Here is a 20,898-nt window from a genome sequence, read left to right on the forward strand (position 1 = left end):
GAACAGGAGAGCTGATATGGCGCGTGCATCTGCGAAAACGAGCAAGATCGAAGAAAAGATCGAGGAAGCGCTGACCGATGCCAGCACGGAAGACCTGCAGGCCCAGGTCGAGCAGCTGAAGGAAGATATCGCTGCCATTGCGGCAACACTTGCCAATCTCGGTTCGCAGACCGTCCGCGACGCAAAACGCAGCGCGAAGGAAACCTACAAGAGCGCTTATATTCAGGGCGAGGACGCCATCGACGATTTGCGCAACAAGGCGCAGGATGTTGAAGCCCAGCTGACGGCAACGGTGCGCGAACGCCCGATTGCCGCACTCGCCACTGCACTCGGCGTCGGCTATTTGCTGGCCCTGCTCTCGCGCCGCTGAGGCGGATCATGCTGAAAGCTCTCATGCCCCTATTGTCTGCGATGGCAGGCGAAGAACTGAAATTCGTCGCGGGTCAAACGAAACGTGCAGCGATTTTCGGTGCGGCCATCGCCGTCTTCGCAATCATCGCGATCACCTTTTTCTGCGTCGCCGCCTTTCTGGCACTGGCGCAGAACTATGGCGGGCCGCTGGCGGCTCTCATTCTGGCTGCATTGTCGCTGATCGCGGCGCTTCTCATTCTCGCAGTCCTGAAAATTCAGGCTGCGTCCGAGGCCAAAAAGCGCAAGCAGAAAATGGAGGCGGACAAATCAGCGATGGTAGCAGCGGCAGCAATCGCGACCGTGCCTGCCATCCTCAAACGGCCCATACTCGCCGCCGCCCTGCCGCTTGCAGGCATTGCTCTGGTCTCGCTGCTTTCTGACAAGAAAAAGCGCCCGCCGCAGAGCTGATAGCTTCACGCAAACGCAAACACGCCGGCTTTCAAGCCGGCGTTTTGTTTTCCCCTTCACCGCCAGCTTTATTTGCCAACCGGCATTTCGCCTTCTTCGGCTAGTGGTCTGATTCCGACATTTGAATTCCTCGGATATGAGCGCTGAGCAAATGTCGGAATCAAAAAGACCACTAGTAATCTTATGATTCTGGTGGATTTTTCGAATTTGACGTTTGAAACGAGATTCGTATCGGACGGGTATCAAACGTCAAATTCAATCCACTAGCGACGACAAGCGGACAATCACTCTGGTTCCGACACCATCATCGGTCTTGCAGTAGACGGGCTTTTCGCCGAACTGCATACAAAGCTGTTCGATCACCAGCGTACCGAGACCGTTCTTCTCGCCGGATTTCTGCTGGTCCTTGTCGAAGCCCACACCGTCATCTTCCACGACCAGCACCGGGATAGCATCTTCACCCGGCTTCAGGCTGATCCGGATATGCCCTTCCGGACGTCCCTTGAAAGCATGCTTGATCGCGTTGGTGACAAGCTCGCCCAGAATGATGCCAATTGTCGTCACATCGCGCGCCTTCAGATCAAGCGGCGCGAAATCGGTCGAAAATTCGATCTTGCGATCCTGACCGATAGCGGTTCGGATATCGTTGATGACGGTTCCGAGAAAATCGTCGACGCGGGCCGATTCCATATCCTCGCCGAGACGCAAGCGCCGGTGCGCTGTCGATACCGTCTGGACGCGATCGCGAGCGGCGGCGAGAGCCGCGCGAGCATCCTCGCTGCGCGTCTGCCGCATCTGAAGGCCAAGCAGGGATGAAACGGTGGCCAATGAATTGCCGATGCGATGATTGGTGTCCTGCAGCAGAAGCTCGACCCGCTGGCGCTCCCGCTCGGCGATGCGGCGCTCGTGCTCAAGCTCGGCGGTCCGTTCCTGCACACGCTGTTCCAGCAATTGCTTTTCCGAACGCAGCGCCGTTTGCCCCTCGAACATCGACCGCGCATAACGCTGAACCCGGCTGAACAGCAGAAGCGCCAGCATGGCAGCGGAAGCCAGCGCCACGATAGACGTCGCCGTCATCCAGTAGCGCATGCGGTTGATCCGCTTGTTGCGTTCAAGAAGCTGTTGTTCTTCCGCATCGATGAATTGCGTGACTGTATTGGCAAGCTGATCCATCAGCACCTTGCCCTCATCGCCGCGCACTTTTTCAACCGCCGCCGCCACATCACCCGACTGGGCAAGATTGACCGTCTCGCGCACATCTTCCTGTTCGCGTTCGACCAGCGCGCGGATCTGCTGAACCCGCGCATCCTGCAGCGGGCTCTGGTCTGTCAGGGCTTCGAGGTCGGCAAGCGTCTTGTCGACGCTCAGAATCGTGTTGCGATACAGATCAAGATAAGTCTCATCCAGCGTCAGAAGATAGCCGCGACGGCTCATCTCGATATTGCTGGCAAGGCGCGCAACCTTGTCGACCTGCTGGCGCAAGGCATAATTGCGGGAAATATCGACGACCTGATGATTGACCCCGGACGACAGAAACAACGTCATGATGGCCGACAGCAGCACAAGGCCGAGCGAAACGATAACCGCAACCGGCTTCGATGACGATTGAAGCAGTTTTTGCAACAAGGCTGATGGCAAGAACGCAACCCACAAACAAACGATCACTTTGCCGACAGGAAATATCAGCAGCTGCTAACCTACAAGTGGCAGGATAAAAAGCAATCGTTGTGGGCGAAAACAGGCGAAGGTTTGAGGTTTTAGCGTGATAAGCCCCCCTTTCATGGGAAAGAGGGGCAATTGATCAAGTGTTATGCAAAGCTTCTCAAGGTCGCCCGCGATGAATCGGCATCCGGACCGTAGTCGCCTTCGCCTTCGATCTTGAGGATTTCCTGCAAGCGCGTGCGAGCACGGCTGACACGGCTCTTGATCGTGCCGACAGCACAGCCGCAGATTTCCGCAGCTTCCTCATAGGCAAAGCCCGAAGCGCCGATCAGAATGATCGCTTCGCGCTGATCGTCGGGCAATTGCTCTAATGCTGCGCGGAAATCCTGCAGATCAAGCGTGCCATATTGCGAAGGATGCACGGCGAGCTGTTCGCTGAACACGCCATCCGTGTCCTGCACTTCGCGGCCACGCTTGCGCATCTGCGTGTAGAATTCATTGCGCAGGATGGTGAAAAGCCAAGCCTTCATATTGGTCCCCATTTCAAAGGACTCCTGCTTGGCCCATGCTTTCATGATCGTATCTTGTACGAGATCATCCGCCTTGTCGTGCTGTCCAATCAGCGACACCGCAAAGGCGCGCAGGCTCGGCAGCGATGACAGAAGCTCTCGCTTGAACTGTGCATTACTCTCAACCGACGGACCGGGTGCTGTGTTCACGCATACTCTCCTGTTCAGCCTGATCGAGTTTTTGGAGAAGATCGAGGAAGCGATCCGGGATCGTCTCATCCTGTATCGAGGTGTACAGTGCCTTTAGTTTCAATCCGACTTCACAATTTGGTCCTAGTATATCCTTCTGAACGCGACGAGACGACCTGACCCCGGCTCCGTTCATGTGAAGGTTCTCTTTTTCTGCCATATCTTGATCGTTCCGGGCTAAATGCCCTACCCTATTAATCTAAGCCCCTGCTTGTCCGGGAAATGCGCGGCTTACCAAAAAGTTCCCTAATATATCTCCCAATCTCGGAACTTTTTTCAAAACGCCCCGTTTAGAGTACCATAATGCTGCGCTCAAAGCATGGGCGGGAGGGTTCTAGAACCGTGTCCGCCAATGTGCATTCAATGAACGAAAGCGGCAGTTGAGGAGTTCCAATACCATGACGTTATCGACGCGTATCGCGCCGCATCTTCCCTATCTCCGTCGTTTTTCTCGTGCTCTTACCGGCTCCCAGGCTTCCGGCGACGCTTATGTTGCGGCTGCCCTTGAAGCCCTGATTGCCGATGTGAGCATTTTTCCGGACGCCTCGTCCGACCGGATCGGCCTCTATCGCCTTTTCTGCGATCTTTATAAGACGGCCTCGGTTCGCGTACCGGAACCAGCATCGGAATTTGCATGGGAACAGCAGGCTGCAAGAAATCTTTCGCATATCGCGCCCCTTCCGCGACAGGCATTCCTGCTTGTGGCGGTGGAAGGTTTTTCCGACAAGGAAGCCGCCGAAATTCTCGAACTGGACGATGTTGAACTGAGCCGTGTTCTCTCGGCTGCATCGACCGAGATTTCGCGTCAGGTGGCAACGCGCATCATGATTATCGAGGACGAACCGCTGATCGCGATGGATATCGAGCAGATGGTAGAAAGTCTCGGCCATGAAGTCGTCGGCATTGCGCGCACCAAGGATGAGGCCCTGGCGCTCTACAAACAGGAAAAGCCGCGTATGGTTCTGGCTGATATCCAGCTGGCCGATGGAAGCTCGGGCATCGATGCAGTGAATGAAATCCTGCAGAACGACACGATCCCGGTCATTTTCATCACCGCTTTCCCGGAACGTCTGCTGACGGGCGAGCGCCCGGAACCGACCTTCCTCGTCACCAAGCCGTTCAATCCGGATATGGTGAAGGCGCTGATCAGCCAGGCACTCTTCTTCGAAGAAGCCTCGCAGGTCGCAGCTTAAATCCAAAGGTCATAAACTCCCGAAAAGCGACAGCTTTCGGGAGTTTAATGTTGGCGCTTCAATACACCGCCAAATCACACCGCCTTAGGTCCTGACATGAGTATTTAGAGTTGTGAGCGCCTTAATTTCCCCGGAAGCACGGAACCAACCTGGCCTGGATGTCGTTTCTCCTTCACACAATAAAAAGGAGACCGGACATGCTTTATTATGCGCTCGTATTTCTTGTGGTGGCACTCGTAGCAGGTGCGCTCGGTTTCGGCGGCATCGCTGGTGCGTCAGCCGGTATAGCGCAGATTCTGTTCTTCGTGTTCCTTGCTCTGCTCGTTATTTCGCTCATCGCTTCGGCGATCCGCAAGGCGTAACAGATATAAAATCAAAGGCTGTTTTTGACCTTCTGACTCACCAGCCTATATTGCTTCTTAATGAAATTCGCCGCCGCATCACGTCATGCGGCGGTTTATCGGTTCCAGAATTCGGGCCAGTTCAAGGATCACAAGACGATCACTCGATCGAGACCCGCCGACCAGTCGATGAAATGGATGCCATGGCACGCAAATTTCCGCATAACTTTTCCGGAGCTTTTGCCGCTTTGCCAATGCGCGACCCAAATATTTGTTTCGTCGCATTCTCCTACGCAAAACCGCTTCGCACTTTTGCTGGAAATGCTCTGAATTCGGTTGCGGGATAATCGGGGCAGACATGACCGCTGGCGCAAAAGTTACCCTGCAAGAAACGGAACCTGACGCAGCCCGGCTGCGAGCCTTGCTGAGGGCCGTGCGCAACAGCAATGTCTGCGTTCTCTACCAGACACCCGATCTGATCTATTCCTGGGGGGAGAACATTCCGCTCTACTGGCAGGAAAAGTGGAAAATCGGTGGAAGTGACTGCGATTTCATTTTCTCCGTCACCTTGCACAAACTCGACGGCGCGAAGCGCGCGGCGCTGGATACCGGCGAAGCGCAGAATGTGGAGATCGCCATCAATGATGGCGACAAGCTGCGCTGGATCGAATTTCACATCGACTGCGATCGTGACGATAACGGCAATATACTGGGCCTTGTCACCACGGCTATTGAAATCAGCGAACTGAAGCGACGCGAGCAGGTGCTGAAAACCCTCTTGCGTGAAGTCAGTCATCGCTCCAAGAACCTTCTGGCCATCGTGCAAAGCATTGCCAGCCAGACGGCACGCTTCACCGATTCCATCGACGACTTTCTGTTGAAGTTCCGCGGACGCATCCAGTCCCTATCCTATTCACAGGATCTGGTGACCGATTCGAACTGGCGCGGCGCACTGTTTCGCGATCTCGTGCATTCACAGGTCGAAAAATATATCGACGTCAGCGACGAACGCCTGAGCATCGATGGCGACAATCCCTATCTTTTCCCCGGTGCCGCACTGCATGTCGGCCTTGCGCTGCATGAGCTGGTGGTCAATGCGACCTCCTTCGGCGGTCTTTCGATCCCTTATGGCCGGGTAAAGATTTCGGCGAAGGTCATCCATGTCGCCAGCGGCGATGACAGGCTGGAATTCCGCTGGGAAGAAACCAATCCGGCGATGCCCGAGGTTTTCGAGCACGATCCGCGCTTCGGCAGCGCGGTGCTGCAACGCATCGTCCCCGCCTCCGTCAATGGTCACGCCGATTATCGTATCGACGGAACCGGGGCCGTTTATTCGCTCGTCATCCCGACCGAACAGTTCGACGCCTGATCAGGCGGTAGCTCCTCAACAGCCACAAAAAAAGCCGCCATGGTCAGACCTGAGCCTGAACCACGGCGGCTTGCTCTGAATTTGCGGAACGCCAGCTGCATAACGTTTGACGGTTAGCGCGGCATTCTCGCCGCTCGCCTCGTGCGGGGAGGTTGAGGCGAACTCTGAAGGCCGCGTTGTGGGGGCGGGGTCACGACCTTCATGCGCGCTTAACGCCGCAGAAGAAACTTGGTTCCGTCAGTTTCGTATTTTTTTGCAATAAAGTTCCAGCCGGTGATGCACAATCTCGTAACCGAGCGATCGGGCGATCTCTTCCTGCAGTTTTTCGATCTTGTCGGAGCGGAATTCCACCACATCGCCGGAATCCATATCGATGATGTGATCATGATGCGCGCCACTCGCCTGTTCGAAACGCGAAGGCCCTCCGGCGAAGGCGTGCCGGTGGATGGCACCGCGCTCTTCGAGAAGCTTCATCGTGCGATAGACAGTCGAAAGCGAGATGCTGCTGTCGATCTCGACCGCGCGGCGAAAAATCTCCAGCGCGTCGGGATGATCTTCCGTCTCGGTCAATATGTTCAGGATGATCCGGCGTGGTCGCGTGATGCGGACACCTGCCTGGCGCAGTTCCTGTTCATAATCGGGTTTCTTGTATGATTCACTCATGCCCCGATTATGCACCGTCGCACCGCCAGTTGCAAATTTTTGCAACTGGACCGACCGCGATCTCCCCAACCCATTCCTGTGAATGTACTTTAGTGACTAAGATCCACTAACCGTTCGAAATCGAACCCGACAGCCTTGTCGTTCAGATGGTATTGTCCCCTGCCCACCCGCACGAAAAGCGCGTTGCCTTCCGGTTGGTTGTCTGTGCAGTTTTCGGCAAGGAACGAGAAGTATCTGGAATAAGGCCAGCCTGGAGCAACCCGGCGCACATCTCTAGGCGAGAAAGGTTCGGAAAGAATACCTTTCACCCGGACAGCATTATGGATTTGAGGATAAATATTCGATCCATTTTTCCACATGCATTAACTTTATCACCAGCACACGCAACATTCATATCCCGCGAACACGGGATAATTGCAGATTTTTCGAATGTAACGTCCAGACTTCGCCGCCAAAACGCTCATGTAATCATCTGTGATCTAGCGCTACTTTTTGTCTCCCGTTCTATTGCGAATGCGCTGTTTCGGATTGTGAAATACGCTTATCCGGTAACTATGGAGAAATTCATGAAAGCAAAAATCTTATTCTTTGGAATGGCAATTGCAGCTCTCACGTCTTTCGGTGCGATGGCCCAATCCAACGACAGTATCACTCAAAACCAAACGAAATTGCCGACACCATACAAGACCGCAAGTCTGCTGATAGCACCCGGGCAGTCCGGCCAATGCTATTATACCAGCGGTTCTGACTGCACAAAGCAATGTGACATGGGCATGTGTGTGAAATGCAAGAATGGCTATTACGCATGTACTAAATTTGATCCGCCTCCCCGCAAGAAGTGATCCCCTGTTTAGAGTTCCGCCATTGCGGAACTCTTCTCCCAAATCCACGAATGAAGGGCATGGAAAAATCAGAAAATGCTCAGATAGATGAGCGGGGACAGACAGAGGAAGAGGGCGATGAACGCAACAAAACTGCGCCGATAAAACAGACCCCAAAGGCCGAAGACTATCGCCACAGGCGCAGTATAGATGCTGAATATGACAAGATATCCATCATCGCCGACGCCGAAAAGCACGATATAGAAGAATATGAGTGCCGTCGCAGCACCAAAAGCCAGCGACACCACAGCAGAAAAACACCAGTCCCGCTTGCGCACTAATCGGTGCGTACCCGCTTTATTCAGAGCCATTGCCAGTGATTGTCAGTCGGCTGGAGCAAGCACGGTAAAGAGCGCTGCTCCGTCGCGATCCAGCTCTTCGACTGCTACCGGATAGATGTCGCCTTCATGTGATTGGAGGCCGACCGTCGATGCCCCCATCGCATCGGATATTGCATCCTTGCTGCCCCAGAACTTGCCGCGCTTTGTGAGGTCCACGCCGTCATCGGGAATAGCGACGCTATATTCCACCGCACCTTTATCGATACCATCACAGATGAGGTTCGCCGATCCGGTCTTGATTGAAACGCTCATCGTTCCTCCGCGCCTGATTGATCTCTTGTCGGGATCGACCCTAACGCGCATCCGCGAAAGTGTAAAATACTGTCTCCGGAAGAAGTGATGGTACGCCCAAGGGGAATCGAACCCCTGTTTGCGCCGTGAGAGGGCGCCGTCCTGACCGCTAGACGATGGGCGCTTAAGCCATGTCGCTGATATAATCGCCAAAGAGAAAAAGTGCAATCCTCGAAGGGAGAAACAAACAAGGCGGCAATCATGCCGCCCTGATCAGCCTCTATCCGCTTCATAGCAGGGCGCTAAGATGCTAACGCTATCCACGCCCTGAAAATGCTCAATCGCCGCACGGGCTTAACCAAGTCTCGGTGAGTCAAACTCAACGCGACTTGGTATTATTCGACATTGCCGAGCTTGATGCGCCCGATGATGCGCGACTCGCGATAGTCATAGATGATGAGTTCCGTACCGCCATCCGGCAGCAGGGTTTCCAGCGAAAGTTCATTGCCGGAAAGGCTTTGCGAGAGAAGACGGGTGCCCGGCGTCAGGTTGATCTGCGATTCGATCAGCTTCGGCGGTTCCGGCTTTACCGGAGCGGAAGCGGCCTGTCCGGGAATATCGGAACGGGCTTCTTCCGCTGGCGGGGTTTCCGGCGCGCGATTGATCTTGTAGACAACGGCCACAAGCACGGCCATAAGACCGATCAGCATGACACCGATGGAGACGGCCAGAAGCCGGATCATTTTGCGGCGCACACGTTCCATGGCTGGATCAAGCGCGGGCTCAGCCTGTTCATCCGGGTAATAGCCCTGCTGATAGTCCTGATAGCCTGAATCCTGATGATTCTGGTATCTCGGATAGTGTGGATCCTGCATTCAACGACTCCGGTTCGAACTTCGCCATGTTATGGCGTGTGGCGCGTGATAGAGCATTTTGCAGCCAAATGGAAACATTTGACGTCGCATAATGCGGTAAAACCAAGAGATAGAGCAGTTCTGACGATTTCGTTAAAACAGGCTCGCTCTCATAGAGGCCCATTCTCTTAAAGGAAAGACACGATTGAAAGAGCTTACGACCGACTCCGACGCCACAGGCAAGCGTCTCGACCAGTGGCTGGCCGCAGCATTGGGGCCGGAACTCTCGCGCAGCCGCGTTCAATCCCTTATTGCCGATGGCCATGTGACCATCGACGGCGCGCCCGCCCGTGAAACCAAGCAGAAGCTGCGCGAAGGCATGACAATCGCCATCGTACTGCCTGAGCCGGAACCAGCCGAACCGATCGCCGAGAACATACCGCTCGATATTCTTTACGAGGATGATGATCTCATCGTGATCAACAAACCCGCCGGGCTTGTCGTTCACCCAGGCAACGGCAACTGGACGGGAACACTCGTCAATGCCCTTATATATCATTGTGGCGATAGCTTGTCGGGCATCGGTGGAATTCGCCGCCCCGGCATCGTTCATCGTCTCGACAAGGATACGAGCGGCGTCATGGTCGTGGCCAAGAATGACCGTTCGCATCGGCATTTGAGCGAACAATTTGCCGACCATGGCCGCACCGGCGATCTGGAACGCGCCTATCTCGCACTCGTCTGGGGCATGACAGAGCGCCCGCAGGGCTTCATCGATGCACATCTTGGACGCTCGCATCGCGACCGCACCAAGCAGGCCGTGGTCAATGAAGAGCGCGAGGATGCCCGACACGCCATCACCCATTATGTGACGGTCGAAAAATTCGCCCCCCTTGAAGATGCAACCGCACTGGCCTCGCTCGTCGAATGCCGCCTTGAGACCGGTCGCACCCACCAGATCCGCGTGCACATGGCGCATATCGGCCATCCGCTTGTCGGCGACATGGACTATGGCAGCGCCTACAAGACCAAGGCCAACAAGCTGCCGGAACCGTTGAAAGAGGCCGTGCGCGGTTTCCACCGGCAGGCACTGCATGCCTGGCTGCTCGCCTTCACCCATCCGGCCACGGAGGAACTGATGCGTTTCGAAGCGCCGGTACCGGAAGATATGGAGCACCTTCTGGAAAATTTCCGGAAGCATTCTATATAATACTGGCAACTATCGTGGTTGGCCGAAAGGATGGATAGCTGATAAACAACAGGCTGTTTCCATCATCAAGATCGGGGGCGCGGCTGCAGTGATAGCCGCTCTCTTGCCGCAAAAAACAATTCATTTCAGACCAAAGCGCATCCCGAAAAGTGGGAACCGGTTTTCGGGACAAGATGCGCGCAAAATAAAAAGACAGGGTATTTTCTGTGTTTCGGGAAATGCAGAAGATACTCCAGCCACGCAACCTTTGGCCCCGAGCAGCGTTCACATTGTAGTGACAGATTGTTTCATGAGTTAAAGGATCGTGTTTTCGCCAAAATCATGCCTATATATGAGGGCTCGCGAGAGGGAAGTGCAGGAGGCAGCCCCCGCGACAGGTTCGCCAAACGGGAACCTGAAATTATAAAGGAGGGTGCTCTATGGCCCAGATGAATCTCCCAAGCATCACGTCCGGTGACGGTGGCCTTACCCGTTATCTGGAAGAAATTCGTCGCTTTCCCATGCTTGAGCCGCAGGAAGAATACATGCTGGCCAAGCGCTACCACGAACATACCGATCCCAAGGCCGCCCACAGGCTGGTGACAAGCCACCTGCGTCTCGTGGCCAAGATCGCCATGGGCTATCGCGGCTACGGCCTGCCGATTGGTGAAGTAATTTCCGAAGGCAATGTCGGCCTCATGCAGGCCGTGAAGCGTTTCGAACCTGAACGCGGTTTCCGTCTTGCCACCTATGCCATGTGGTGGATCAAGGCCTCGATCCAGGAATATATCCTGCGCTCGTGGAGCCTTGTGAAGATGGGCACGACCGCCAATCAGAAGCGCCTGTTCTTCAATCTGCGCAAGATGAAGAGCAAGATTCAGGCGCTCGATGATGGCGATCTTAACCCGGATCAGGTCAAGCAGATCGCGACCAAGCTCAAGGTCAGCGAAGACGAAGTGGTTTCCATGAACCGCCGTCTGTCCGGTGACGCGTCGCTGAATGCGCCCCTACGCGCTTCGGAAGGCGAATCCGGCGAATGGCAGGACTGGCTGGTCGATGACAGCAGCAGCCAGGAGCAGGTTCTGATCGAGCAGGACGAGCTGGAAAACCGCCGCTCCATGCTCGAACAGGCGATGGATACGCTGAATGACCGTGAACGCCGCATTTTCGAGGCGCGCCGCCTCTCGGACGACCCGATGACGCTGGAAGACCTTTCCAGCGAGTTCGGTATCAGCCGCGAACGCGTGCGCCAGATCGAAGTGCGTGCGTTTGAAAAGGTGCAGGCTGCGGTGAAGGCCGCTGCCTACAAGCAGCAGAAGGCGCTGAACCATGTCGAGGAAGCGCACGCCTAAAGTCACAAGGCACCAAACCGACGCTGACAAGTTCTTTCTGCCGCAGACGGACAACCGTTCTGCGGCAGAATTATTTGGGCGTTACTGAGCCCCCTCGCCTTTGGCGAGTTCAAATCCTTCATCTATCCAGCCTGTCAGCCCGCCCGCCATGATCTTGACCGGCCGGTCGAGATTGGCGAGCCGCAAGGCGCCACGCGCCGCGCCATTGCAATGCGGTCCTGCACAATAAGTGACGAAAATCGTTTCCTGCGACCATTCCGCCATCTTGGACGCGATAATCTTGCCGTGCGGCAGATTGATTGCGCCCGGAATATGCGCCTCTGCAAAATGCACAGGGCTACGCACGTCGAGAAGCACGAAATCGGCTCCTTTGGACAAGGCATCGTGCACGTCCCAGCAATCCGTCTCGAATGTGAATTCGGCTGCGAAATGATCCCACGCCAATGCGCTAGGCGCTGGCGGGATGGCAGTTACGGCTGATTTCCTGTCGGTCTTTGTCACACTATCCATGGGCGATCTCCTTTGTCTTCGGAAAGATTGTCGCCCATTTTCCAATTCACTTGCAATTGGCGTGATTGACAATATACGTAAAGATAATGACAAACCAGATACCAGACCTTAAAGGCCCACTCGTCGTAGCGCTTCTCTATGACCGGCTTTGCACCTTTGAATTCGGCATAGTCGCCGAAATCTTTGGCCTGCCCCGCCCGGAAATGGGACCGGGATGGTATCGCTTCGCCAGTTGCCCGATTGAAGACGGCCCGTTGCGTGCACATGGCGGGTTCGTCATCACGCCCGATGGCGGTCCCGATCTCATTGACGAGGCCGACATCATCATTATTCCGGGCTGGAAAGGTGCAGACGTTCCGGTGCCGGAAGCCATCAGCGAAAGGCTGCGACACGCGCACCAGCGCGGAGCGCGCCTCGCCTCCATCTGTTCAGGGGCTTTCGTCCTGGCTGCGACGGGACTGCTCGACGGTGGCACCGCCACCACGCACTGGCGCTATGCCGACGCGCTGCGTAACAAACATCCCGCAATAGATGTCGATGATGCGTCGCTCTATCGCGAACATGATCGCATCTTCACTTCGGCCGGCAGCGCAGCCGGAATAGACCTCCTCATCGAAATCGTTCGACAGGATTTCGGAGCCGCCGCCGCAAATTCCGTTGCCCGGCGGCTGGTCATGCCCGCTCACCGCACGGGTGGACAGGCACAGTTTCTCGAACGTCCGGTCACAAGGCGCGAAGGCACCACAATCAGCCCGGTTCTGGACAGGATGCGTGCCGATCTTGCCGCGGAATGGACAATCGAGCGCATGGCGGCTGCGTGCCGGATGAGCCCACGCACATTCCTGCGGCGCTTTACTGAGGCAACCGGCGCCACGCCCGGCGACTGGCTCACCATGGAGCGTATCGCGGCTGCCAGGGAATTGCTCTCTCAGGGACAGGCAAGTATTGACGATGTTGCTGCTTCAGTCGGCTTTGGAAGCGCGCACACGCTTCGCCATCATTTCCGTCAGAAGATCGGGATCAGTCCGGCGGAATATCGCAGGCGGTTCCTCACGGAAACTGTCATCCAAGCAATATAAAACCGTCAAACAACTGTAATGGATTGGCTTTAGGGACGAGGGTGTGTTTCACCCTGGAGCGGGCCAGTTGAAACGGATTCGTCGGAACCGCTCCAGCCTTTTGTTTTTACGCATGTCTTGTCCCGAAACCGGTTCCCACTTTCGGGAGACATGCTCCAGCCCGAAGGTCATCCCATGAAAAAGCTCCTGCTCGCCGCAGCTCTTGCGCTTACCGCTGCCACCGCCGCATCTGCTTCCGAATATGTCTCCTTCCTCGATTATCCGCAGAAGGAACAGGACGGGACGGAGTTCTTCACAGCCATCGAAATCCCGCAAGGCAGCTTCACCAAATACGAAATCGATGACAAGACCGGTCACATCGTCGTCGATCGCTACCAGTCCATGCCTGTGATCTATCCGGCCAATTACGGCTCGATCACCAGCACGCTTGCTGGCGACGGCGATCCGCTCGACGCGCTCATCTATACGCGTGAGCCGATTGTTCCGGGTGCGATTATCAAGGTTCGTCCCATCGGCGTCCTGAAGATGATCGATGGTGGCGACCAGGACGACAAGATCGTCGCCGTCCCGACCACGGACATCGATCCGACCTATGACAACATCAAGGAAATCACCGATCTGCCGAAGATCGAACAGCAGCGTCTCGAAGCTTTCTTCCGCGTCTACAAGCAGTTGCCGGAAGGCCGTAAGGTCGTTGAACTGGGCGGTTTCGACAGCGCCGAAGCAGCCCGAAACGAAATCGCCAAGGCCATCAAGGCTTTCGCTGAAAAGAAGTAACCGGCACTATCTCGGCTCGCGTCAAAATAAAAAAGGCCGCTCAAAGCGGCCTTTTTCTGTTTCGATATGTAAGACTAGTTCGTGCCGAGCACGTCGTTGAACGCCTTCTCGCCCGGCACGCCCTTTTCAAGGCTGATAAGGGCGCGGCGACCGTTGCGGTAGGAGATCGGAATATCGATCCACTGCAGGCGGCGCATCAGTGAAAGATTGGTGTCCTGCGCCGTGCGGGCGTCGTTCAGCCACACGATAAAGAAGTTGTCGCCGATCTTCGACGGCACGGCGATCAGCGGATTGCCTGCCGCCTGTTCCGTGTCCTTGAAGGTAATGCGCTGTACATTGTCCACGACGCCACCGGTAAACCCTTCTGGCACGGTGAAGACCAGCTCGATCAGATGGCTCGCCGGGATGGACTGATCCGTATTCTTGCGGATGGTCATCTTCAGCTCGACCTTGCTGGTCGGCATTGTAACGGTCGCGCGGACTGCCGGTTCAGCAGGCTTGCCGTCTTCCGGGCTTTCCTCGATCGTCGACCAGACCACATTGCCACGCTCGACCGAATCCGAACCGGCGCCACCGCGTTCTTCATAAAGAAGCGCCTGCTGGCCGACGGCAACGGTCTGGTTCTGTCCGGGCTGCGCTCCGTTCTGCGTATTCGTTTCAGCGGGCGCAGGCGTGGAAGCAGCGGTCGACGTACCCTCGCCGATTCCGTTTGCAGCACCGGCAGATCCACTATCGGTTTCGCTGCCATCCGGCATCAGCCGCTGCGTCATTTTCGGTTCGCCTGCAAGCTGCTGCGGCTGTTCCGGTGTCTGCTCGCCACCCGTTGTCGCCGTGTTGGTGTCGGCTGGCGGAGTCGTCGAATCTTCGGGATGCGTCCCGGTATCGGAACCGGTCACAGGCGCATCGCTGCGTCCAAGGCTCGACGCCAGTTCCTGAATCTTGTCCTTGTTGGCCCAGACCGCATAGCCAGCACCGCCGAGAACCAGAACGGCGACCAGAGCTGCAATCAGCCCCTTATAGGAACGCTGCTCCTTCTTGGAGGTGCGTTCGATATATTCGCTGCGGCGGGCCTGCGCCTTTTCCTTGGCGCGGTCCAGTTTCCAGTCGTCGCTGCGCTCGGCTGCAAAGGCCGGTGCGTCATCATCTTCACTGGAGAAATTGTCGCGACGCTCGTCGCGCGGTGCACTGGAGAATGCGGGTTCGTCATCATCTTCATGCGCCTGCGCGCGCTCTGCTGCGTCCTGATTCGCCTCCTGCAGGAAATCTTCCAGCGCATCCTCAACCGGCTCTTCCGGTACGGCGGCTGGCGGCGCATAAAAGGCTTCAACCTCGGCAATGGCATCTTCGAGAATATTGCGCTGGCGGACAGCTACAGCCTGCGAGGCATTTGCCGTAACAAGCTTTTGCTCGATCGTTGCGCGCGCTTTCGCGTAAACGCGCTGGCGCAATTCGGGCGATTTGTCCGCCTGCGCATCGATCGTCTTTTTCAGTACCGCTACAAAATCCGCCATTCCGTCTTACCCGGTTTCCGCCCGTCCAGATGAACAATAAGCACAGGATGCAATAAATGTCCCAATAATCACAATAATCAAGGGAAAGCAAAGTCTCTGGCTACGATTTAGCGAAGACTTTCAAAATGATGCGGTGAAATAGTGGCAAAATTCACCTGATGCGAAGCTTTGTACGGCCCATTGCGTTCTTTGTACAACGGTCGAAACAAAATCGGAGCAGCTTCCGGAAAAGCTGCTCCGAACATATCGCTCATTGACTGCAAACAATCAGTCGTGGAACGGATCAGTGACGAGGATCGTGTCCTCGCGTTCCGGGCTGGTGGAGAGCATCGCCACCGGCGCACCGATCAGTTCTTCGATGTGACGGACGTATTTGACAGCCTGCGCCGGAAGATCATTCCACGAACGCGCACCGGCGGTCGTTTCGGACCAGCCCGGCAGCGTTTCATAGATCGGCTTGACGCGTGCCTGCGCGCCCATGGAGGACGGCAGATAGTCGATGCGCTTGCCGTCGAGTTCATAGGCGACGCAGATCTTGATTTCGTCCAGACCATCGAGAACATCGAGCTTGGTGAGCGCAATGCCGGTGATACCGGAAGTACGAACCGTCTGGCGCACAATGACGGCATCGAACCAGCCGCAGCGGCGCTTGCGACCCGTTACCACGCCGAATTCATGGCCCTTGGTGCCGAGGAATTCGCCGATCTCGTCGTTCAGCTCGGTCGGGAACGGACCTTCGCCAACGCGGGTCGTATAGGCCTTGGTGATGCCAAGCACATAACCGATGGCCGTCGGGCCGAGGCCCGAACCGGCGGCAGCCTGACCGGCAACCGTGTTGGAGGACGTCACGAACGGATACGTGCCGTGGTCGTTGTCGAGCAGTGCGCCCTGCGCGCCTTCGAACAGGATACGGTCGCCCGCCTTGCGACGTTCGTCGAGAACGCGCCAGACCTGATCGATATAGGGCAGAATCTGATCGGCAACCGAGGTCAGTTCGGTCAAAATGGTTTCGACCGCAATTTCCTCAAGCCCCATGCCGCGACGCAGCAGATTGTGGTGCGCCAGCAGACGTTCGACCTTTGGCTGCAGCGTTTCCGGCTCGGCCAGATCGATCACGCGGATGGCGCGACGGCCGACCTTGTCTTCGTAGGCTGGGCCAATGCCGCGCTTGGTCGTGCCGATCTTGAGACCCGAATTGGAGCCTTCGCGCATGGCGTCGAGATCGCGATGGATGGAAAGGATGAGCGGAGCGTTTTCAGCAATACGCAGCACATCCGGGTTGATGTCGATACCTTGTGCGCGCAGCTTCTCGGTTTCAGCAACGAAATGATGCGGATCGACAACGACACCGTTGCCAATGACGCTCAGCTTGCCGCGCACGAGGCCGGATGGCAGCAGCGAAAGCTTGTAGCTGACGCCGTCGATAACAAGCGTATGACCTGCGTTATGACCACCCTGGTAGCGCACGATGACATCGGCGCGTTCGGACAGCCAGTCAACGATCTTACCCTTGCCCTCATCGCCCCATTGCGATCCGACGACAACCACATTTGCCATTGAAGAAACTCCTTGGCTTCTATTTGAAAATCCAAGGATCGAAGCGGCCCGGTCATCGCCAGTTGAGGCTACAGGGTGCTGATCCCTCGTCTCTATACAGATTGAAACGGGATTGCGCGACTCTTTCGTGCAAGAATTTGCTATTTTTGAACAGCCGTCGGAAACGGAGGGCGCTTAGGTCGCTTGAGATTCCGTTTATTGCGTGGCGAAAATGGTGGGATTTGAGACCCGGAGCGGAATGTACATTCAAGCATAGTCCCGAAAAGTTGCAGATTTTTCGGACAAGACTATGCGTCCAGGAGATGTACATGAGCACCGGAAACGAAAAATCACGCCATTTGCAGACCGTCAGAAACGGAATATCCGCGACCTAGCCGGCGCGGACCATATAGAGTGCATCATCCGAATAGCTCTTGAGCTTTTCCTCAAGCGCCGGAAGATCGCGGACGACAAAGCCCTTCTTTTCCCAGAAGCCTTGCGAGCCGTTGACTGCAACGAGAGACATGGTAACGAAGCCGTCGCGTTCGGCTTGCGTGGCCATCAGTTCCACGACACGTGTGGCAGCACCGCTGGAACGGGCATCAGGCAGAAGCGCGATATCGTGGATATAGTAGGTGTTGGTATCATCCGGCAGTTCGCCCAGAACGGCGTTGAGAGCCGGAACCGTATCGAGCTTCCACGGATGGCTGATGCCATAACCAAGGATTTCAGTATCACGGGCGAGCACGAAGCAGCCCGCCGGATAGAGTTTGAAGCGGTCCCGGAAGACCGCCTCATCTTCAAAGAAGTCGAGATGGACAACATTAGCAACCGCAGGCACGCCCGCAATATCCTGCTCGTGCATGCGCCGCCATTCCGGCTGTACCATCTCTTCAACCATTTTCTCAAACTTCTCCGACGTTGAACTCAAGCGGTGTTGCCGCCTTGATTGCCTCTTGAGCCGTCAGTTCGTCAAGTGCTGCCTGTGGAATCTGTTCATCCACATAGAGCATGGCGATCGCATCGCCACCCGGATGGTCACGTCCGAGCGAGAAGTTTGCGATGTTGATATTGTGCTTGCCGCAGATCGTGCCAAGCAGGCCGATCATGCCCGGAACGTCCTTGTTGGTGACGTAAAGCATGTGCGGGCCGACCTCGGCATCGAGATTGATTCCCTTGATCTGGATGAAACGCGCCTTGCCGTCCGAGAAGCAGGTTCCGGCGATGGAGCGTTCACGCAAGGTGGTCTTCACCGTCAGCTTGATATAACCGTCGAAGATACCGGACTTGTCGCGCTTGACTTCCGAAACGATGATGCCGCGTTCCTTCACCATGATCGGTGCGGAAACCATGTTGACGTCGGCGACCTGCGGACGGATGAGACCGGCCAGAGCCGCACTCAACAATGCGCGCGTGTTCATCGTGGCGGTGGAACCGTCGAACAGCACTTCCACTTCCTGGATCGGCTCATCCGTGACCTGACCGACGAAAGCGCCAAGCACATCGGCAAGTTTTACGAACGGCTTGAGGCGCGGCGCTTCTTCCGCCGTGATCGACGGCATGTTGATCGCGTTGGAAACGGCGCCCTTCACGAGATAGTCCGACATCTGTTCGGCCACCTGAAGCGCAACATTTTCCTGCGCTTCCGAGGTCGATGCACCGAGATGCGGCGTGCAGACGACATTGGGCAGCGAAAAAAGTTCGTTTTCCGTCGCCGGTTCCGTTTCGTAAACGTCTATACCGGCACCGGCCACATGGCCGGATTTCAGCGCTGCCACCAGATCCTTTTCCACGATCAGGCCACCGCGGGCGCAATTGACGATACGCACACCCGGCTTTGTCTTGGCAAGGTTTTCCGCATTGATGATATTGCGGGTCTTGTCGGTCAATGGCGTGTGCAGCGTGATGAAATCGGCGCGGGCAAGCAGTTCGTCAAGCTCAACCTTTTCAACGCCCAGTTCCTGCGCACGAGATTCGGACAGGAACGGATCGAAAGCCACCACATGCATCTTCAGGCCGATGGCCCGGGTCGCGACAATCGAACCGATATTGCCGCAACCGACGACACCCAGCGTCTTGCCGGTGATTTCCACGCCCATGAAGCGGTTCTTTTCCCACTTGCCTGCGCGGGTGGAGGTGTCTGCCTCCGGCAATTGCCGCGCCACGGCGAACATCAGCGCAATGGCATGTTCGGCAGTGGTGATCGAGTTGCCGAACGGCGTATTCATGACAATGATACCGCGGCGCGAAGCCGCCGGAATATCGACATTGTCCACGCCGATACCGGCGCGACCAACGACCTTGAGCTTCTTGGCAGCTGCAATCAGCTTTTCCGTGACCTTGGTGGCCGAACGGATCGCCAGACCATCATAATCGCCGATGACTTCGAGAAGCTTTTCCTTGTCCTTGCCGAGATCAGGCAGGTAATCGACTTCCACGCCGCGATCCTTGAAAATCTGGACGGCAGTGGGCGAAAGCTTATCGGATACGAGAACGCGAGGTGCCATGGAGGCCTCCTTCAAACATTTTCAGACCAAACATTTCCCGTAAACACAGACCGATCTGCTTCAGGAAATGCTATGAATAATGGGGGATGCGGACCGTGGCCGCCCCAACGCGGACCACGGCGTCATGCACGAAATGCTCAGGCAGCAGCTTTCAGCGCAGCCTTTTGCGTTGCAAAAGCCCAATCCAGCCAATGCGTCAGCGCTTCCAGATCGGAAGTTTCCACCGTGGCACCGGCCCAGATGCGCAGACCCGAAGGTGCATCGCGATAAGCGCCGATGTCATAGGCAACGCCCTCCTTGTCGAGCGCAGTGACAATGCCCTTGGCGAAAGCGGCCTGCTCGTCGGCAGACAAGGCCGTCACTTCCGGATCGACAATCGTAAGGCAGACGGAGGTGTTCGAGCGCGTTTCCGGCTTCACCGCCAGATTGGCAATCCACGGCGTCTTTGCGACAAAGCCGTCGAGAACTGCAAAATTCGCATCGGCACGCGCAACCAGCGCATCGAGACCGCCGAGCGATTTCGCCCATTTCAGCGCATCGAGATAGTCTTCCACACAGAGCATGGACGGCGTGTTGATGGTTTCGCCGACGAAGATGCCTTCGATCAGCTTGCCGCCCTTGGTCATGCGGAAAATCTTCGGCAACGGCCAAGCAGGCTTGTAGCTTTCCAGACGTTCGACAGCACGCGGGCTGAGGATCAGGATGCCGTGTGCACCCTCACCGCCCAGAACCTTCTGCCAGGAGAAGGTTACGACGTCGAGTTTCGGAAAATCGAGGCGTTGCGCGAAAGCGGCAGATGTTGCATCGCAGAAGGTCAGGCCCTTGCGGTCTGCCGGAATGAAATCGCCATTCGGGACGCGCGCACCGGACGTGGTGCCGTTCCAGGTGAAGACCACATCGCGGTCGAAATCGACCTGCGAAAAATCGACAATCTCACCATAAGGCGCGTCGAAGGTGCGAACATCTTCGAGCTTGAGCTGTTTGGTCACATCCGTGACCCAGCCCGAACCGAAGCTTTCCCACGCGACCATATCGACGCCGCGTGCGCCGAGCATGGACCACAGCGCCATCTCGACAGCGCCGGTGTCGGAAGCAGGCACGATACCGATACGGTAATCGGCAGGCACCTGCAGCACTTCGCGGGTAAGATCAATGGCCTCTTTGAGCTTTGTCTTGCCGATTTTCGCACGGTGCGAACGGCCAAGCGCCGCATCGACCAGCGCATTCAGCGACCAGCCGGGACGTTTTGCACAGGGACCGGATGAAAAATTAGGATTAGCCGGGCGAACTGCCGGCTTCGCAATCGTCGTCATGTTGTTTCTATC

24 protein-coding genes and 1 tRNA gene are annotated in these 20,898 nt (G+C 56.3%); 10 read left to right on the forward strand and 15 right to left on the reverse strand.

The window, feature by feature from the left end; translation table 11 throughout:
* Positions 1–16 precede the first annotated feature (16 nt).
* Together LJ361_RS20395 and LJ361_RS20400 are read left to right on the forward strand one after the other, a co-directional pair.
* Positions 17–370, forward strand: a complete 354-nt coding sequence (locus LJ361_RS20395; RefSeq protein WP_010661342.1) for a DUF883 family protein — start codon at positions 17–19, stop codon at positions 368–370.
* An 8-nt stretch (positions 371–378) separates the two neighbouring features.
* Positions 379–819 carry a hypothetical protein gene (locus LJ361_RS20400; protein ID WP_010661343.1) on the forward strand — a complete coding sequence of 147 codons (441 nt, stop codon included), beginning with the start codon at positions 379–381 and terminating at the stop codon, positions 817–819.
* A 255-nt stretch (positions 820–1,074) separates the two neighbouring features.
* On the opposite strand, the gene LJ361_RS20405 is transcribed toward LJ361_RS20400, so the two are convergent.
* The 3 genes from LJ361_RS20405 to LJ361_RS20415 form a co-directional block, all read right to left on the reverse strand.
* Positions 1,075–2,457 carry a sensor histidine kinase gene (locus LJ361_RS20405; protein ID WP_029376267.1) on the reverse strand — a complete coding sequence of 461 codons (1,383 nt, stop codon included), beginning with the start codon at positions 2,455–2,457 and terminating at the stop codon, positions 1,075–1,077.
* Positions 2,458–2,627: 170 nt separating this feature from the next.
* Entirely contained in the window at positions 2,628–3,200 is a 573-nt protein-coding gene (locus tag LJ361_RS20410; protein WP_010661345.1) for an RNA polymerase sigma factor, read from the reverse strand.
* Positions 3,172–3,399, reverse strand: coding sequence for a NepR family anti-sigma factor (locus LJ361_RS20415; RefSeq protein WP_012091358.1), 228 nt, complete (start codon positions 3,397–3,399; stop codon positions 3,172–3,174). Before LJ361_RS20415 ends, LJ361_RS20410 begins: the two co-directional genes overlap by 29 nt.
* A 238-nt stretch (positions 3,400–3,637) precedes the next feature.
* Here LJ361_RS20415 and LJ361_RS20420 point away from each other — a divergent pair, with 238 nt between their 5' ends.
* The 3 genes from LJ361_RS20420 (at position 3,638) to LJ361_RS20430 (ending at position 6,142) form a co-directional block, all read left to right on the forward strand.
* Positions 3,638–4,432 carry a response regulator gene (locus LJ361_RS20420; RefSeq protein WP_010661347.1) on the forward strand — a complete coding sequence of 265 codons (795 nt, stop codon included), beginning with the start codon at positions 3,638–3,640 and terminating at the stop codon, positions 4,430–4,432.
* Positions 4,433–4,629: 197 nt separating this feature from the next.
* On the forward strand, positions 4,630–4,794 hold the full coding sequence (locus LJ361_RS20425) for a DUF1328 domain-containing protein (protein WP_006473348.1): 165 nt from the start codon (positions 4,630–4,632) through the stop codon (positions 4,792–4,794).
* Positions 4,795–5,131: 337 nt separating this feature from the next.
* Positions 5,132–6,142 carry a sensor histidine kinase gene (locus tag LJ361_RS20430; protein WP_012091357.1) on the forward strand — a complete coding sequence of 337 codons (1,011 nt, stop codon included), beginning with the start codon at positions 5,132–5,134 and terminating at the stop codon, positions 6,140–6,142.
* 237 nt (positions 6,143–6,379) lie between these two features.
* On the opposite strand, the gene LJ361_RS20435 is transcribed toward LJ361_RS20430, so the two are convergent.
* Both LJ361_RS20435 and LJ361_RS20440 read right to left on the reverse strand, forming a co-directional pair.
* Positions 6,380–6,805, reverse strand: coding sequence for a transcriptional repressor (locus LJ361_RS20435; protein ID WP_010661349.1), 426 nt, complete (start codon positions 6,803–6,805; stop codon positions 6,380–6,382).
* A gap of 89 nt (positions 6,806–6,894) precedes the next feature.
* A complete protein-coding gene (locus LJ361_RS20440; protein ID WP_071634167.1) occupies positions 6,895–7,164 on the reverse strand; it encodes a hypothetical protein in 270 nt (89 codons plus the stop codon).
* Positions 7,165–7,371: 207 nt separating this feature from the next.
* On the opposite strand from LJ361_RS20440, the gene LJ361_RS20445 reads away from it, so the two are divergent.
* Positions 7,372–7,647, forward strand: coding sequence for a hypothetical protein (locus LJ361_RS20445; RefSeq protein WP_010661350.1), 276 nt, complete (start codon positions 7,372–7,374; stop codon positions 7,645–7,647).
* A gap of 68 nt (positions 7,648–7,715) precedes the next feature.
* Here the strand turns inward: LJ361_RS20445 and LJ361_RS20450 are convergent, their stop codons facing one another.
* From LJ361_RS20450 to LJ361_RS20465, 4 genes are all read right to left on the reverse strand, one after another.
* Complete coding sequence (locus LJ361_RS20450; RefSeq protein WP_029929574.1) at positions 7,716–7,997, reverse strand: hypothetical protein; 282 nt, start codon at positions 7,995–7,997, stop codon at positions 7,716–7,718.
* 12 nt (positions 7,998–8,009) lie between these two features.
* Positions 8,010–8,279, reverse strand: coding sequence for a hypothetical protein (locus LJ361_RS20455; RefSeq protein ID WP_010661352.1), 270 nt, complete (start codon positions 8,277–8,279; stop codon positions 8,010–8,012).
* 88 nt (positions 8,280–8,367) lie between these two features.
* A tRNA-Glu gene (locus LJ361_RS20460) sits at positions 8,368–8,442 on the reverse strand.
* 211 nt (positions 8,443–8,653) lie between these two features.
* Positions 8,654–9,133 (reverse strand): hypothetical protein, encoded by a 480-nt coding sequence (locus LJ361_RS20465; RefSeq protein WP_010661353.1) that lies wholly within the window; start codon positions 9,131–9,133, stop codon positions 8,654–8,656.
* A gap of 184 nt (positions 9,134–9,317) precedes the next feature.
* Between LJ361_RS20465 and LJ361_RS20470 the strand changes: the two genes are divergently transcribed.
* Together LJ361_RS20470 and rpoH are read left to right on the forward strand one after the other, a co-directional pair.
* Positions 9,318–10,322, forward strand: coding sequence for an RluA family pseudouridine synthase (locus LJ361_RS20470; RefSeq protein WP_010661354.1), 1,005 nt, complete (start codon positions 9,318–9,320; stop codon positions 10,320–10,322).
* Between the two features lie 419 nt (positions 10,323–10,741).
* Positions 10,742–11,653 (forward strand): RNA polymerase sigma factor RpoH, encoded by a 912-nt coding sequence (gene rpoH, locus LJ361_RS20475; protein ID WP_010661355.1) that lies wholly within the window; start codon positions 10,742–10,744, stop codon positions 11,651–11,653.
* 81 nt (positions 11,654–11,734) lie between these two features.
* Here rpoH and LJ361_RS20480 read toward each other — a convergent pair whose 3' ends face one another.
* A complete protein-coding gene (locus LJ361_RS20480) occupies positions 11,735–12,163 on the reverse strand; it encodes a rhodanese-like domain-containing protein (RefSeq protein WP_010661356.1) in 429 nt (142 codons plus the stop codon).
* Between the two features lie 86 nt (positions 12,164–12,249).
* Between LJ361_RS20480 and ftrA the strand changes: the two genes are divergently transcribed.
* Together ftrA and LJ361_RS20490 are read left to right on the forward strand one after the other, a co-directional pair.
* Complete coding sequence (ftrA, locus tag LJ361_RS20485) at positions 12,250–13,242, forward strand: transcriptional regulator FtrA (protein WP_010661357.1); 993 nt, start codon at positions 12,250–12,252, stop codon at positions 13,240–13,242.
* Between the two features lie 174 nt (positions 13,243–13,416).
* Positions 13,417–14,019 carry an inorganic diphosphatase gene (locus tag LJ361_RS20490; protein ID WP_029376270.1) on the forward strand — a complete coding sequence of 201 codons (603 nt, stop codon included), beginning with the start codon at positions 13,417–13,419 and terminating at the stop codon, positions 14,017–14,019.
* A 74-nt stretch (positions 14,020–14,093) separates the two neighbouring features.
* Here LJ361_RS20490 and LJ361_RS20495 read toward each other — a convergent pair whose 3' ends face one another.
* From LJ361_RS20495 to LJ361_RS20515, 5 genes are all read right to left on the reverse strand, one after another.
* Positions 14,094–15,530 (reverse strand): transcriptional regulator, encoded by a 1,437-nt coding sequence (locus tag LJ361_RS20495; RefSeq protein ID WP_264812195.1) that lies wholly within the window; start codon positions 15,528–15,530, stop codon positions 14,094–14,096.
* Between the two features lie 267 nt (positions 15,531–15,797).
* Positions 15,798–17,087, reverse strand: coding sequence for an adenylosuccinate synthase (locus LJ361_RS20500; RefSeq protein WP_010661360.1), 1,290 nt, complete (start codon positions 17,085–17,087; stop codon positions 15,798–15,800).
* Positions 17,088–17,457: 370 nt separating this feature from the next.
* Positions 17,458–17,967: a GNAT family N-acetyltransferase gene (locus tag LJ361_RS20505; RefSeq protein WP_264812197.1), complete on the reverse strand. Its 510-nt coding sequence runs from the start codon at positions 17,965–17,967 to the stop codon at positions 17,458–17,460.
* Between the two features lie 4 nt (positions 17,968–17,971).
* A complete protein-coding gene (gene serA / locus LJ361_RS20510; RefSeq protein WP_010661362.1) occupies positions 17,972–19,573 on the reverse strand; it encodes a phosphoglycerate dehydrogenase in 1,602 nt (533 codons plus the stop codon).
* A gap of 137 nt (positions 19,574–19,710) precedes the next feature.
* Positions 19,711–20,886 carry a phosphoserine transaminase gene (locus LJ361_RS20515; RefSeq protein ID WP_010661363.1) on the reverse strand — a complete coding sequence of 392 codons (1,176 nt, stop codon included), beginning with the start codon at positions 20,884–20,886 and terminating at the stop codon, positions 19,711–19,713.
* Positions 20,887–20,898: the final 12 nt, after the last annotated feature.

Origin of the sequence: Brucella sp. JSBI001 (genome assembly GCF_026014005.1) — a bacterium.
Taxonomy (GTDB): Bacteria; Pseudomonadota; Alphaproteobacteria; order Rhizobiales; family Rhizobiaceae; genus Brucella; species Brucella anthropi.